We start from the raw sequence: 14,243 nt of genomic DNA, 5'->3' as shown, positions 1-14,243 counted from the left end.
CTGTCTCGACGCCCCGGAGACCCGGCGCGTTGCTCGCATTATTCGAATGTTATGTCAGGTTCTTGTCACGGCGGCCAGTGCAAGCGCTCAAGATTCCGCCGCCATGTCTAGGCGTCGGGCCGCGCGCTTGGCCAGCTCGGGCGCCCGCGCATGGGCCTGGAAGAAGATGTGCGCGAGTACGCGGACCACGCGTCGATGATCGCGGGTGCTGCGATGGCCCAGCGGCAGCACGATCGCCTCGATAAGTGAAATGAAGGCCCGTGCCATGTCGCGGGTCGAGCCTTCCACGCTCAGGGCCTGGGTCGCACGCGCTTCGTCGAGCAGCTGTTCGATTGCCTCGGAGGCCTGGGCCTCGAACGCCTGCTGCACGGCGATCGCGGCCTCGACGTCGGCGGTGCTGGGCTTGAGCCAGTAGCCAGCGATGCCCTCGGCCAGGCGCGGGTCTTCTACCAGGTGTTCCAGGCCCGCGAACATCGCGAATATCTGTTCCACCGGATCGGTTTCGTCGGCCACCGCGTCGAATACGTGCGCCTCGAAGATGCCGATCAGGCGCTGCATGGCGTCGGCATAGAGTGTCTGCTTGCTGTCGAAGTGCCAGTACAGGGCAGCTTTGGTCACCCCGGCTTCATGCGCCATACGCGTCATCGACACGCCGTCGTAGCCAAAGCGGCCGAACGCGCGAAAGGCCGCATCGCAGATGCGCTTGCGCGTTTGCCCCGGGTCCGTGTCTACCGGTCGTGCCATGTTTTTCGTCGCTGACGAACCAAAACACGACGTTAGCATAGGCTATTGACTAACCGGTCGATTAACTAATAGAGTTACAGCGAGCAATGTAATAAACCGATCGGTAGGGTGCAAGCGCGTCGCCGGTCGTGTCCATGCCGCTAACGCGAGGAGATCGCATGAATACAATGACAATGGCCGAAGCGCGGGCCCATGACCGCAAGCGCTGGCTGTGGCCCATGGGCTTCGGCATCATCATCATCGTGGCCGCTCTGGCGCTCACCGGCTGGCTGACGGGCCAGACCTGGCTGATCTTTGCCGGGCCAATCGTGGTCTACGGCGTGGTGCCGGTACTCGACCTGCTGATCGGCAAGGACAGCACCAATCCGCCCGAGCGGGTGCTCGATATCCTCGAGGACGACCCGTTCTACCGCTACTCGACCTATATCTATGTGGTCGTCCAGCTCATTCTGTTCGTGGCCGTCTGTGCCATCGTCGGCACTCAGGATCTGACCTTCTGGCAGTGGCTGGGTTTTGTCAGCACCATCGGCATGCTCTCCGGCGTGTCCATCAACACCGCCCACGAACTGGGCCACAAGAACACGGCCATCGAAAGCTGGCTGGCCAAGATCGCGCTTGCGCCGGTGGCCTACGGGCATTTCTATACCGAGCACAATCGCGGCCATCACAAGAACGTGGCCACACCGCACGACCCGGCCAGTGCCCGCATGGGCGAGCCGTTCTGGCGTTTTCTCGTGCGTACCGCCGGCGGCAGTGCGCGCTCGGCGCTCGACATCGAGAAGACGCGCATGGCACGCAAGAACCGCAGCTTCTGGAGTGTGCACAATGAAGTGCTGCAGTCCTGGGGCATGACGGTCGTGCTCTGGGGCGCGCTTATGGCCGCCTTCGGTATCGAGCTGCTGCCGTTTCTGATCGTGCAGGCCATTCTGGGTGCCTCGCTGCTGGAAGCGGTCAACTACGCCGAGCACTACGGCCTGCTGCGCAAGAAACTGGACAGCGGTCGCTACGAGCGTTGTCAGCCGGAGCATTCCTGGAACAACGATCACATCGTGACCAACATCTTCCTGTTCCACCTGCAGCGCCATTCCGATCACCATGCGCATCCGACCCGGCGCTACCAGTCGCTGCGTCATTTCGACGAAGCGCCCCAGCTGCCCACCGGCTATGCCGGCATGATCGTGCTCGCCTATTTCCCGCCGCTCTGGTATCGCGTCATGGACAAGCGTGTCGTGGCCCACTATGACGGCGACCTGCGCCGCGCCAACCTGCAGCCGGGCAAACGCGAGCGTTTGCTGGCCAAGTACCCGCCGCCGGCCACGTCGGCCGATGCGTCTGCCTAGGGCGATCGCTGCGTAATCAAGGAATCGCCGTCGTACGGCGGTTTTGGTAGCCTTGAATTCCACCGAACGGGCGCCGTTGTCACGGCGCCCGAATTTGCTCCAGCGAAACAGTTCATAAAGGACGTTAGATGAAGAAATGGCAATGCATCGTCTGTGGTTTCGAGTACGACGAAGCCGAAGGCATGCCGGACGAGGGCATCGAGCCGGGCACCAAGTGGGATGACATCCCCGACGACTGGACCTGCCCCGACTGTGGTGCGCCCAAGGACGATTTCGAAATGATGGAAGTCGACTGATCACAGCCCTGGTTCGGCACGCATGGGCCGCAGCGCGGCCCGCTATTTGATCGCAAACGAGAGCTCGCATGGATCCGATCATCATCGTCGGCACCGGCCTGGCCGGCTACGGCACGGCCCGGGAATTTCGCAAGCACGACAAGGAGCGTCCGCTGGTGCTGATCACCCGCGACGACGGCGCCAGCTACTACAAGCCCGATCTGTCGGAAGCCCACGCCAAGAACGCCACGCCCGACGATCTGGTCAAGAAAGACGTCGACGCCATGGCCGAAGAGCTTGACGCGACCATCCATACCCATCGCCAGGTCGAATCCATCGACCGCGAAAACCGCCAGATCGTGCTCAACGGCGATACGCTGACCTACCACAAGCTGGTGCTGGCCTTCGGCGCCGAGCCCATCGTGCTCAAGCTCGCGGGTGATGCCACCCAGGCCATTCACAAGGTCAACAATTTGTTCGACTACCGCGGCTTTCGCTCGAACCTGGGCGAAGCCAAGCATGTGGCGATTCTTGGTGCCGGCCTGATCGGCTGCGAGTTCGCCAACGATCTGGTCGAAGCCGGCTACGAGGTATCGATTGCCGACCCGGCCGACTGGCCGTTGTCGCAGCTGCTGCCCAAGGCCTGTGGTCAGGCCGTCGAGCGCGGCCTGGCAAAAGCCGGCGTGCACTGGCATCTGGGTCATGCCGCCACCGGCGTGCATCACAGCAACAAACAGCTGCAGATCATGCTCGACAACGACGAAAGCATCCATGCTGATGCGGTGTTGTCGGCGGTCGGCCTGCGTGCCGGTATCGACCTGGCCGAAAAGGCCGGGCTCAAGATTGACAAGGGCATCGTCGTGGACCGCACCCTGGTGACCAGCGATCCCAACATCTATGCGCTCGGCGACTGTGCCGAGGTCGACGGCCAGTGGCGGCCCTATGTCGGCCCGCTCATGCAGTGTGCGCGTACGCTCGGCAAGACGCTGGCCGGCGGCGACGGCGAAACCGCCGGTCGGGTCAAGTACCCGACGCTGCCCATCATCGTGAAGACCCACGTCTGCCCGGTGGTGGTCATGCCGCCGGTGGAAAGCGGCGGCCAATGGGAAATCGACGGCGATATGCCCGACTTCGAAGCCCGCTGCGTGAACGAAGACGGCAAGCTCATCGGCTTCGCGCTCACCGGCGAGGCTACCAACAAGCGTCGCGACTACATCAAGGAAGCGCCGCCGCTGATGGAATAGGCGATGGGCCGCGCTTGGCCTGGTCCGCAATCCTGAAACGCACCGTATTGGGATATACGTCCTGCATATTCCAATACGGGGTGCGGATGTGGCACGGCGCTGTTTTCAAGAGTAATCGCAGACAGCCGGTGCGTCTGCCCCAGGCCGCCGCGCTGCCCGACGATACAAAACGAGCCGATATCGTCGTGCTCGGCCGTAGCCGGCCGATCAAACCCAGCGGCGAACGCTGGGACACCTGGTTTGAGCAGGATGTCGTCAGTGACGACTACATGAGCGAACGCGAGCAGCCAGCGGCGCGGCGATAATTTCCCGGCGCTCGGCTACGCTGCGTTGCGGGTGCCTCGCTTTGCCAGCCCGGCCAGCCGCGTACCTGCCAGCCGAGCCCCCTTGATATTGCCCGCCATCGGCCCGAGCTGAAGGCTGGCCGGGCGGCCGAGCACGTGCAGGCCCGGTGCGGCTTCCAGATCGTCGTTGATGAACACGTGGCCGTCGCTGTCGCAGCGCAGCTCGAGCGCGTCGAGGGTATGGCCAAGCAGGCTGTCAGGGCGGGCGTGGTTTTCGAAGCCGGTGGCAAGAATCACGCGATCGGCATCGATACGCCGGCCGTCCGCCAAGAGCAGGCCGTTCGTATCCGTCGATTCGAGGTCGCCACGTCGCCAGGCGATATCGCCGGCTGCCAGCGCGGCCGTGATACGCGCGAAGATATCGGGCGGCAGGGTGCCGGGCTGGCGGGCCTCGGCAAGCACGGCGGTACGCGCCTCGATTGGCGTGCGGGCAAACGGGGCCAGGCAACGCGGGCCGGCATAGCAGGGCTCGCTATCGAAATCGGCCCGCCGCGGCGGCGTACGCGTGACCCAGCACACCGTGTGCCCGAGTTGCTGCAGCCGTAGTGCGAGCTGGGCGCCGGTGATGCCGCCGCCGACCACGGCGAGCCGTGCCGACGCGTATCGGTCGATCGCGAAACCGGCGTCGTAGACGTGCTCGCAGTCCGCCGCCCCCACGGGCCGGTAGGGCGCGTTGGGCCCCAGCGCCAATACCAGCCGCCGCGTATCGTAGATTTGGCCGTTCGTGGCGTGCACACGCCAGCCTTGGGGCATACGTTCGATGCGCTGGCCGCGCGTGGCGATACGCGCGGGCCCGGCCAGGGCGTGACGGGCATGGGCTTCGAACAGCGCGCGCGAAGGCCGGCGGTAGTAGCCGAGTTCGTGGCCGCTGTCGAAGCCGTTTGCCGCTGCGAACGCACGCAGGGCATCGGCGCGCCGGCCCAGGTGATGGGCGTTGGAAGAGCGCAGATAGGTCATGCCGCAGGCATCGGCCCGGCGTTGCCAGTCCGCCAGGGCGGGGCGGTCGTCGAGCACCGCGAGCCGTGCCGCGGGTCCGGCCGCGGTGATCGCTTGCGCCGCGAACGCGCCGTGCATGCCGCCGCCGATGATCAGCCAGTCGTACATCGCCCGGTCTCAGTTGCGCCCGAAGCATGCGCAGCCCGCGAAGGCGGACAAAGGCAGCGAACCGTCAGGCATAACGCGGGCCGAACATAATGATTGCCATACCCAACAGGCACACAACGACCCCGACGAAATCGGTGACCGTGGGTCGTACTGAATCTACCGCCCATAGCCACGCCAACGCGACGCTGATGTATACGCCGCCATATGCCGCGTAAACGCGCCCGGCTGCTTGAGGATGCAACGTCAACAGCCAGGCGAAAGCAGCAAGGCTGAACGCAGCAGGCACGAGCAGCCAGGCGGTATGCCCCTGCTTGAGCCAGAGATACGGCAGGTAGCAACCGATTATCTCGGCGAGCGCCGTCAATACGAAAACGCCAAACGTCTTCACGATTTCCATAAATCCTCGGCTGTGCCCCACCGCGCGGGCGAGCGGGCTAACCGAGCTTGCGCAGCTGGCGGGCGGTGAGCAGCCAGCGCAGCGTGCCGGTGCCGCCGTCCGGCGGGCCGGGGAATTCCAGCAGCGCGGCGCCGGCTTTCTTGAAGGCCATCAGCCGGTCGCGCCGGCGGGTCAGGCTCCAGGACACCCAGGTGGCCAGGTCTGGCTCGTGGCCCACCAGTACCAGCCGGCGATCGCCGAAATGGGTATGCAGGTATTCGTCCAGCGCGGCCATATCCACGGGTGGGGCCAGGACGTTGGCTTCCTCGATGGTGGCATCGTCCAGATAGCCGGACAGAATCTCGGCGGTCTGCACCGCGCGCACGAGCGGGCTGGTGACGATGTCGTCCACGGCCAGGTCCTTGAGCGCAGCGCGCAGGCCGGCCGCGGCCGCGCGGGTACGGCGCATGCCTTCCGGCGTGAGCGGGCGCTCTTCGTCGGACAGGCCCATGCCGTGTGCCTTGTCCGCATCGAGCGCGATGCCGTGACGTATGACGATGATATCCATGGGCCTATTGTCACCTGTGAATGCCGGTGCTGCCACTGCGGGCAGGCATTACCGGACGGTTTTGACTATCGAAAAACGCGATGTGGCAAAAAATTTTTATCGTGTCGGTTTTCGTGGGTCGCCTCGGGGCCGCTCGCCGCTGAAAACGCTTGTACGCCAAGTCTTTTACAGAACGGTCACAAGATCTGTGCAAATTTGGCGCAGCGTGGCGGGCAAGGCAACAACGTACCCCTGCCACCCAAGTGAGCCGTTGGCTGGCCAGCCAGTAACCACTGCCCCAATGCCTTGCGCCACGCGCGTTTGGGCGGTTTGTGCCCGGGTTTATCCACAGTGTTGTCCACCTCTTGTACACCGGCCGACCACAACATATAGTTCTAGTGGCGGCGAAAAAGGGTGCTTGACCACAGTATCTAGTGGGGTAGAGTTCGCTGCCAGAACGTTGTCCCCAGCGCGGCACGGCGTTTATCGGTTTCGTTTTATCGCAGCGTCGTTCTCCCGGCGCGGCAGATTTCAAGAGGCATAGCCATGGAGCACACACAGGTTTCCGATCGCGCGAATGCGCGCAGCGAACAGCCGGCAGCGGCCGATTCGTACGGCGCCAGCATCGAGGCGACGGCGCCGGGCAGCTACAAGGTCATCCGCCGTAATGGCAAGGTCACCCCGTTCGATGCCTCCAAGATCGAGCTGGCCGTAACCAAGGCCTTCATCGATGTCGAAGGCCAACAGGGCGCGGCCTCCTCGCGTATCCGTGAAACCGTCAAGCACATCACCGAACAGGTCGTGCAGGGCGTCACCCGCAGCCTGCCCGGCGGCGGCGCGGTACATATCGAGGATATCCAGGACTACGTCGAGCTCGCGCTCATGCGCAGCGGCGAGCACAAGGTCGCGCGTTCCTACGTGCTGTATCGCGAAGAGCGCGCCCACGAGCGTGCCGCCAAGCTGGCCGAAAAGGGCGTGGAAGCCGGCGAGCCGGCCCAGGCCGCGGATATCAATGTCGCCTTCAAGGATGGCACCACCCGCCCGCTGGATCGCGACCGTCTGGGTCGCGTGATCGACGAGGCCTGTGCCGGCATCGACGGCGTGGCCGCCGAGCAGGTGCTCAAGGACACGCTCAAGAACGCCTTCGATGGCATCTCCGAAGACGAGCTGTCCACCGCGCTCGTACTTTCGGCCCGCCAGCGCCTGGAAGCCGAGCCCAACTACGGCATGGTCGCCGCGCGTCTGCTCATGGACAAGCTGCGCCACGAAGCGCTGACCTTCCTTGCCGACGGCCAGGTCGAGTATGCGACCCACGCCGAAATGCGCACGGCGTATCCCTCCTACTTCAAGGACTTCATCGCCCGCGGCGTACACCACGAGCTGCTCGCCCCCGAGCTGATGGAATACGACCTGGATCGCCTCGGCGAAGCGCTGATCGCCGATCGCGACCTGCAGTTCACCTATCTGGGCTTGCAGACGCTCTACGACCGCTACTTCATCCATCACGAGTCCAAGCGCTTCGAACTGCCGCAGGCGTTCTACATGCGCGTGGCGATGGGCCTGGCGATCAACGAAATCGAGCGCGAAGAAAAAGCGATCGAGTTCTACAAGCTGCTGTCGAGCTTCGACTTCATGTCGTCCACGCCGACGCTGTTCAACTCCGGCACGCTGCGTCCGCAGCTGTCGAGCTGCTATCTGACCACCGTGGCCGACGACCTGCACGGCATCTACGAAGCGGTACAGGACAACGCGCTGCTGTCGAAATTCGCCGGCGGCCTGGGCAACGACTGGACGCCGGTGCGTGCCATGGGCGCCCATATCAAGGGCACCAACGGCAAGTCGCAGGGCGTGGTCCCGTTCCTGAAAGTGGTCAACGATACGGCCGTGGCCGTGAACCAGGGCGGCAAGCGCAAGGGCGCGGTCTGTGCCTATCTGGAAACCTGGCACAAGGACATCGAGGAATTCCTCGACCTGCGCAAGAACACCGGCGACGACCGTCGTCGCTGCCACGACATGAACACCGCGAACTGGATCCCGGATCTGTTCGTCAAGCGTGTGCTCAACGACGAACAGTGGACGCTGTTCTCGCCCAACGACGTGCCGGACCTGCACGACCTCACCGGCAAGGCCTTCGAAGAAGCCTATGCCGGCTACGAGGCCAAGGCCGCGCGTGGCGAGATCAAGAACGTCAAGACCATCTCGGCGGTCAACCTGTGGCGCAAGATGCTCAGCCTGCTGTTCGAAACGGGCCACCCGTGGTTCACCTTCAAGGACCCGTGCAACCTGCGCAGCCCGCAGCAGCACAAGGGCGTGGTGCATTCGTCCAACCTGTGCACCGAGATCACGCTCAACACCTCGCCGGGCAAGGAAATCGCGGTCTGCAACCTGGGCTCCGTGAACCTGCCGCAGCATATCGAGAACGGCGAGCTGAACGTGGCCAAGCTGGAAGCCACCATCAACACCGCCATGCGCATGCTCGATAACGTCATCGAGTACAACTACTACAGCGTGAAGACCGCGCGTGACTCCAACCTGCGTCACCGCCCGGTCGGCATGGGTCTGATGGGCTTCCAGGACGCGCTCTACAAGCTCAAGCTGCCCTACGAATCCAGCGAGGCGGTCGAATTCGCCGATCGCTCGATGGAGCAGATCAGCTATCTCGCCATCAAGGCCTCGACCAACCTGGCCGAAGAACGCGGCGCCTACAGCACCTTCAAGGGCAGCCTATGGGATCAGGGCATCCTGCCGATCGACTCGATCAAGATCCTGCGTGAAAACCGCGGCGAAGAGTATCTCGATCAGGACGAATCCCAGACGCTGGATTGGGAAACCCTGCGCGAGCGCGTCATGAACGTGGGCATGCGTAACTCCAACTGCATGGCCATCGCGCCCACCGCGACCATCGCCAACATCACCGGCGTGAGCCAGTCCATCGAGCCGACGTACCAGAACCTGTACGTCAAATCGAACCTGTCGGGCGAGTTCACCGTGGCCAACCCCTACCTCGTGGAAGACCTCAAGGCCCTGGGCCTGTGGGACGAGGTCATGGCCAACGATCTCAAGTACTACGACGGCAGCGTGCAGGGCATCGACCGAATTCCGGACGACCTGAAAGTGCTCTACAAATGCGCCTTCGAGATCGACCCGCGCTGGTTGGTGGAAGCCGGTTCACGCCGCCAGAAATGGCTGGATCAGGCCCAGAGCCTGAACCTGTACATGGCCGAACCCTCGGGCCGCAAGCTGGACGAACTCTACAAGTTCGCCTGGAAGAAAGGCCTGAAGACCACCTACTACCTGCGCTCCACCAGTGCCACGCATACAGAGAAGTCGACGATCACCGATCATCGCCTGAACGCGGTCGGCAACGGCGGCAAGGGCTCCGGCGGCGGTACCGGCGCGGGCGGCTCGGTCACCGGCGGTTCGGCCAACGGCGGCGGTCAGACGGTCAACGCAGCGTCCAACGGCGCGAGCGTGGCCGAAGCGCCCAAGGCCCGGCCCACGGCCTCGGCCACGGCACCCGCGCCGGAAGGCAAGCCGACTGCGCCCATGGCCTGTGCCATCGACGACCCGGACTGCGAGGCCTGCCAGTAGGCGTTAGCCATGAGCACGCCGTGTTTTCGTTACCAATGGGATGCCGCCAAAGCGCTTGCCAATCGACGAAAACACGGCGTGAGCTTCGATGTCGCCGTAGGCGTTTTTCGTGACCCGCTGGCTCTGACAATTGCCGATCCGGCGCACAGCGAAACCGAAGAGCGTTGGATTACACTCGGTGTAGTACCGGAAACAGGCTTGCTGGTCGTGGTTCACACCTTGGCCGAGTGGAGCGAAAACGAGATCGATATACGCATTATCTCGGCGCGGCGTGCCAGCAGACGGGAACAACGCGACTACGAAGGTGGCGACATATGAAAGACGAATACGATTTTTCAAAAGGCGAACGCGGCAAATTCTATCGGCCCAACGCCTCGCACAATATTCCGTTGTATCTCGACAGCGATGTCATGGAGTTTTTGGCGAAACGCTCGCGCGATCAAGGCATTGAGCCGCGCGAGCTAGCCAATCAAATGCTCAAGAAAGACATCGAGATCGTGCAGGCGGCGGAAAGAACGTCCAAATAACGCGCGTAACGACGCAACAGAACACCGCTTTTTAACGAAGCACAGCAAAAGGAAAGCCACCATGCTCGACTTCGAAGACACACCCCGCCAGGGCACCCCCGAGCACAAGCCGGGCAGCACGGCCAACCCGAACCCGGCCGGCAACGCGCCCGATCCGTACGCGCTCGACAAGCAGCCCGAAAAAACCAACCAGTCCGGCGCGGAAGAAGCCGTCACCGGCCTGGAACAGGTCGAACTCGGCGCCGGCCGTGTCTCGGTCGACGAAAAGCGCATCATCAACTGCCGCGCCGACGTCAACCAGCTCGTACCCTTCAAGTACACCTGGGCCTGGGAAAAGTACCTCAACGCCTGCGCCAACCACTGGATGCCGCAGGAAGTGAGCATGTCCGCCGACATCGCCATGTGGCAGGACCCGGACGCCCTCACCGAAGACGAGCGCCTTATCCTCAAGCGCGGCTTCGGCTTCTTCGCCTCCAGCGAATCGCTGGTGGCCAACAACATCGTGCTGGGCGTGTACAAGCACCTCACCAACCCCGAATGCCGTCAGTACCTGCTGCGCCAGGCCTTCGAGGAAGCCGTGCACGGGCATACCTTCCAGTACATCGTGGAAAGCCTCAACCTCGACGAGGGCGAGATCTTCAACATGTACCGCGAGCTGCCCAGCGTGCACAACAAGGCAGCCTGGGCCATGCAGTACACCCAGAGCCTGAACGACCCCAACTTCCAGACCGGCACCCACGAAAACGACCAGATCTTTTTGCGTGACCTGATCGCCTTCTACGTGATCTTCGAAGGCATCTGGTTCTATGCCGGCTTCGTGCAGTATCTGAGCTTCGGCCGCCGCAACAAGATGACCGGCACCGCCGAGCAGATGCAATACATCATGCGTGACGAGTCCATGCACCTGAACTTCGGCATCGACGTGATCAACCAGATCAAGATCGAAAACCCGAACCTCTGGACGCAGGAATTCCAGGACGAAGCCCGTCGCATGATCGACGAAGCCATGCACCTGGAAATCGAATACGCCCACGACACCATGCCCCGCGGCGTGCTCGGCCTCAACGCCAGCATGTTCGATGAGTACATGAAGTTCATCGCCAACCGTCGTTGTTCACAGATCGGCCTGGCCGAGCTATACCCCGGCGCGGAAAACCCGTTCCCCTGGATGAGCGAGATGATGGATCTCAAGAAGGAGAAGAATTTCTTCGAGACTCGGGTGATTGAGTATCAGAGTGGTGGTGCTTTGAGCTGGGATTGAGTTGGTAATTTAAAAACGGGCCTTTGGTCCGTTTTCTTTATTGTGCTTAATGAGGCGATATGGAGATATTAAAACAAAAAGAATCTCTGTTGGATGCTGTGGAAAACGGATTGGTTGGTGCCGATTTGGCGGAGGTGCTAGCTCCCGGTGGCAATCCTTTGTCCTTTGAGTTCGACTTATATGACTGTAAAGAAACTGTAGCCGACGAAAAAGAGGCATACGCCGAGTTAGCCAAAGACGTTATAGCATTTTTTAATTCATACGGTGGCTATCTCCTAATCGGCGTTAGCGAGAGAAAAAAAGATCAAGAATTTATTTTAAGTGGTTTCGATCAAGAAGCTAAGCTTGCATCACATCTCAAAAGCGCACTGGATAGTTACGCGTCGGAGCGCATAGCTTTCCACACTAGTCCTATAACTATTAGTGGCAAGCGGGTTGTCGTGATTTATGTTCCGAAGCGGTCTCATCTCGACCAACCTGTATTTACAGTTAAAAATGGACCGGAAAATAAGCCTGGTCGCCCTATTTTTCTCGAAAAAACCGTATTTTTTAGGCGGAAAGATGAGTGCTTGAAGGCTGTAATACCTGAGCACTGGGAATTTTTGAACTCGGATCGTGATGCAAGACGGTTGCTTGCATCGCCGGTCAAAGTCAGTCCAGCGAACGCGGTTTCGAGAGTGATTCCCAATAATCTGCCGGATCGAAACCTGATTTGCACTCAGTTATTTGGTCGCCAAGAAATTATCGGTTTTCTTTGGGCATGGATGGCTGATGATCTCGCGCCGATAAGGTTATTGGCGGGGCTCGGTGGGAAAGGTAAAACATCTATAGCCTATGAGTTTGCCTCCAGTTTTTATAAAAACGCTCCTCAGCCATTCGAGCAAGTATTGTGGCTTTCAGCTAAAAAGTTCCAGTTTCGTGCTGAGAGAAACGAATACATGGAACTTCCGGAGTGCTGGTATTCGTCACCATTCGAGTTGCTAGAAAGTTTAGCGCTTGCGACCGGTGCTGCGACTGAGACAGAGCTGGCGCAGGAACAGTCTGGCGAATACCAATTGCTAAAAATGCTCAGGGACAGCTTGAGGATCATCCCATCGTTAGTGATTGTGGATGATATTGATTCTTTGGATCAAAACGATCAGCGCAAAGTTTTTGAGGTTGTCCAAAAAATTGCAGCCGCAGCACCCTCTAAGTTTTTGTTGACTACTAGGGCGAACTACGCGTTCTCAAATGAACAGTGCGTTCAAGTGCTCGGGCTTGGCGGTGACGCATACAAAGCGCTCGTTCATGATCGACTGGAGCGTTTCGGGCTACAGCCATTAAAAGCGGGTGATATAACTCGCTTGGAGAAAGCTAGTGATGGTTCGCCGCTCTGGACTGAATCACTGCTCCGCTTGGTTAAGCAGGGATACAACTGCGGTGAAGCGATAGACGAGTGGAAGGGTAAGCCGGGCGAGGATGCAAGGTCGGCCGCGCTTCAAAAGGAGTTGGAGGCACTCTCGCATTTGGCTAGAAGAGTGTTGTACGTGGCAGCAGTGCTTAGAGAATCTTCTCGAACCGAGCTTCTTGAGGTCACTAAGGTTGGTAAGCAGCAACTGGATGACGCGCTAGCCGAGTTACAAGCATTATTTCTGGTCGATGCCCCTAAAATTATCGACAAAGAGCCTCGATTTTCGATTTCCGAAGCAACTGCGGCGGCGGTTGTATCTGCTGGCAATGATCTGGTGCCTGACCATAGCAGGCTGTTTTCGGTAGCACGGGGGTATGCGAAAAAAGCAGCTGCGGTTAATGGCAGTGGCGCAAAAAGAAAGATAGGGCTCGCTATAAATCAAGCAATATCTTTGTCGCGTATTGGGGACCATGCTAGAGCGATCGAAACTGCGGACTCGGCTTTGAAAAACGCGAAAAATAATCCGGATTTGCTTTTACTGCGCGGACGATGCTGTCTTCCAGTTGACACAGACATGGCTGTTACAGCGTTTTCGAACGCTTATAAATACGGTCAGAAAAAACCTTTGCTTTTCGACTTATGGTTTCAGGCTCTGACAGAAAAAGGCCTGTTTGCGAACGCAATTGATGTATGCGATCTGGCATTAGATCATTCGAGAAATCCGGCAGTTTGGTATGGCCTTAGAGCTCGAACAAATGCTCAGATTAGTGTTCAACGTAATAACGAAGGGAACACCGGAGCTGCGGTTTCTTTTCTCTCGCGCTCACGCGATGACCTGAGAGCGGCATTAAATAATACTATTGATGAAAAGCAGAAAGAGTCCTATGTCCAAGATTTGGAGGCTGTGCACGATATATCTTGGACAATTTCGAGCAAAGTGGACGATCTGCCCGGTCGTGTTTTGGCATTCGATGTCGCTACGGGCGCTATTAATTCAGGGGACATACGTAAAGCAACTGTTACTAGAGTATTAGATGCCGTCAGAAAACTAGTCTCGGGTGAAGATCTTTCTAGTGATAGCTCACCTGCTAGGGCCGCAAGGAGCCGTATTGAGGAGGCAAGTCGAACCTTCCGTTTCGCGCCGAAAGCCATAGGCGATGCCAATGGTAGTTCGCTGTTGCGCAGAGGGCTACTAGAACTTGAGAAAGTTGGAAGCTAGAAATTGGTGAGAGGATTATCGAACCCCAGCATTCTGGATCGAAATGCTACCCAACAGCGGGGGTCGGTCGAGCGCCATCAATATACTAAGCGGGTGTAACCGAAGTACTTAAAAGTTGTTATGGCCAATCGCGTTGAGACTTTGATGGAACGAGTGATCTGCGGATCGCGTGCGGTGTTGGCACCGATCTACGAATAATAGGGGGCAGACCCCGTTTCCACGCTATTATGTCGTATGTCCGCTCGTTATGAGGTGGAATAGATGCGCGGGTATCACGGTGC

General features: G+C 59.9%; 13 protein-coding genes. 9 read left to right on the top strand and 4 right to left on the bottom strand.

Going from position 1 to position 14,243, the window contains the following annotated elements; genetic code table 11:
* Positions 1–87: 87 nt before the first annotated feature.
* Complete coding sequence (locus C84B14_RS07665) at positions 88–744, bottom strand: TetR/AcrR family transcriptional regulator (protein ID WP_353223083.1); 657 nt, start codon at positions 742–744, stop codon at positions 88–90.
* Positions 745–902: 158 nt separating this feature from the next.
* Between C84B14_RS07665 and C84B14_RS07660 the strand changes: the two genes are divergently transcribed.
* From C84B14_RS07660 to vapB, 4 genes are all read left to right on the top strand, one after another.
* The gene (locus C84B14_RS07660) at positions 903–2,084 is read left to right on the top strand and encodes an alkane 1-monooxygenase (protein WP_353223081.1); all 1,182 of its coding nucleotides are present in this window, start codon (positions 903–905) and stop codon (positions 2,082–2,084) included.
* A 128-nt stretch (positions 2,085–2,212) separates the two neighbouring features.
* A complete protein-coding gene (locus C84B14_RS07655; RefSeq protein ID WP_348766602.1) occupies positions 2,213–2,380 on the top strand; it encodes a rubredoxin in 168 nt (55 codons plus the stop codon).
* A 68-nt stretch (positions 2,381–2,448) separates the two neighbouring features.
* The gene (locus C84B14_RS07650; protein WP_353223079.1) at positions 2,449–3,603 is read left to right on the top strand and encodes an NAD(P)/FAD-dependent oxidoreductase; all 1,155 of its coding nucleotides are present in this window, start codon (positions 2,449–2,451) and stop codon (positions 3,601–3,603) included.
* Positions 3,604–3,617: 14 nt separating this feature from the next.
* Complete coding sequence (gene vapB / locus C84B14_RS07645) at positions 3,618–3,908, top strand: type II toxin-antitoxin system VapB family antitoxin (RefSeq protein WP_502949898.1); 291 nt, start codon at positions 3,618–3,620, stop codon at positions 3,906–3,908.
* Between the two features lie 15 nt (positions 3,909–3,923).
* On the opposite strand, the gene C84B14_RS07640 is transcribed toward vapB, so the two are convergent.
* From C84B14_RS07640 to sixA, 3 genes are all read right to left on the bottom strand, one after another.
* Entirely contained in the window at positions 3,924–5,051 is a 1,128-nt protein-coding gene (locus C84B14_RS07640) for an FAD-dependent oxidoreductase (RefSeq protein WP_353223077.1), read from the bottom strand.
* Between the two features lie 64 nt (positions 5,052–5,115).
* Positions 5,116–5,448 (bottom strand): YnfA family protein, encoded by a 333-nt coding sequence (locus C84B14_RS07635; protein WP_353223075.1) that lies wholly within the window; start codon positions 5,446–5,448, stop codon positions 5,116–5,118.
* 37 nt (positions 5,449–5,485) lie between these two features.
* Positions 5,486–5,995, bottom strand: a complete 510-nt coding sequence (gene sixA, locus C84B14_RS07630) for a phosphohistidine phosphatase SixA (RefSeq protein WP_293624526.1) — start codon at positions 5,993–5,995, stop codon at positions 5,486–5,488.
* 525 nt (positions 5,996–6,520) lie between these two features.
* Here sixA and C84B14_RS07625 point away from each other — a divergent pair.
* From C84B14_RS07625 to C84B14_RS07605, 5 genes are all read left to right on the top strand, one after another.
* A complete protein-coding gene (locus C84B14_RS07625) occupies positions 6,521–9,565 on the top strand; it encodes a ribonucleoside-diphosphate reductase subunit alpha (RefSeq protein WP_353223073.1) in 3,045 nt (1,014 codons plus the stop codon).
* A 9-nt stretch (positions 9,566–9,574) separates the two neighbouring features.
* Entirely contained in the window at positions 9,575–9,883 is a 309-nt protein-coding gene (locus tag C84B14_RS07620; protein WP_353223071.1) for a BrnT family toxin, read from the top strand.
* Positions 9,880–10,092, top strand: a complete 213-nt coding sequence (locus C84B14_RS07615) for a ubiquitin family protein (RefSeq protein ID WP_348766595.1) — start codon at positions 9,880–9,882, stop codon at positions 10,090–10,092. Before C84B14_RS07620 ends, C84B14_RS07615 begins: the two co-directional genes overlap by 4 nt.
* Positions 10,093–10,153: 61 nt before the next feature.
* Positions 10,154–11,353, top strand: a complete 1,200-nt coding sequence (locus C84B14_RS07610) for a ribonucleotide-diphosphate reductase subunit beta (RefSeq protein ID WP_006914851.1) — start codon at positions 10,154–10,156, stop codon at positions 11,351–11,353.
* A 59-nt stretch (positions 11,354–11,412) separates the two neighbouring features.
* The gene (locus tag C84B14_RS07605) at positions 11,413–13,962 is read left to right on the top strand and encodes an AlbA family DNA-binding domain-containing protein (RefSeq protein WP_353223070.1); all 2,550 of its coding nucleotides are present in this window, start codon (positions 11,413–11,415) and stop codon (positions 13,960–13,962) included.
* Positions 13,963–14,243: the final 281 nt, after the last annotated feature.

It is taken from the genome of Salinisphaera sp. C84B14, assembly GCF_040361435.1.
GTDB lineage: Bacteria > Pseudomonadota > Gammaproteobacteria > Nevskiales > Salinisphaeraceae > Salinisphaera.
This window is presented reverse-complemented; position numbering and strand designations above follow the sequence as displayed.

Bases quoted from the DNA above. Each gene is read 5' to 3' on its own strand.
- C84B14_RS07665 (WP_353223083.1), bottom strand. From the start codon at position 744: ATGGCACGACCGGTAGACACGGACCCGGGGCAAACGCGCAAGCGCATC.
- C84B14_RS07660 (WP_353223081.1), top strand. From the start codon at position 903: ATGAATACAATGACAATGGCCGAAGCGCGGGCCCATGACCGCAAGCGC.
- C84B14_RS07655 (WP_348766602.1), top strand. From the start codon at position 2,213: ATGAAGAAATGGCAATGCATCGTCTGTGGTTTCGAGTACGACGAAGCC.
- C84B14_RS07650 (WP_353223079.1), top strand. From the start codon at position 2,449: ATGGATCCGATCATCATCGTCGGCACCGGCCTGGCCGGCTACGGCACG.
- C84B14_RS07640 (WP_353223077.1), bottom strand. From the start codon at position 5,051: ATGTACGACTGGCTGATCATCGGCGGCGGCATGCACGGCGCGTTCGCG.
- C84B14_RS07635 (WP_353223075.1), bottom strand. From the start codon at position 5,448: ATGGAAATCGTGAAGACGTTTGGCGTTTTCGTATTGACGGCGCTCGCC.
- sixA (WP_293624526.1), bottom strand. From the start codon at position 5,995: ATGGATATCATCGTCATACGTCACGGCATCGCGCTCGATGCGGACAAG.
- C84B14_RS07625 (WP_353223073.1), top strand. From the start codon at position 6,521: ATGGAGCACACACAGGTTTCCGATCGCGCGAATGCGCGCAGCGAACAG.
- C84B14_RS07620 (WP_353223071.1), top strand. From the start codon at position 9,575: ATGAGCACGCCGTGTTTTCGTTACCAATGGGATGCCGCCAAAGCGCTT.
- C84B14_RS07615 (WP_348766595.1), top strand. From the start codon at position 9,880: ATGAAAGACGAATACGATTTTTCAAAAGGCGAACGCGGCAAATTCTAT.
- C84B14_RS07610 (WP_006914851.1), top strand. From the start codon at position 10,154: ATGCTCGACTTCGAAGACACACCCCGCCAGGGCACCCCCGAGCACAAG.
- C84B14_RS07605 (WP_353223070.1), top strand. From the start codon at position 11,413: ATGGAGATATTAAAACAAAAAGAATCTCTGTTGGATGCTGTGGAAAAC.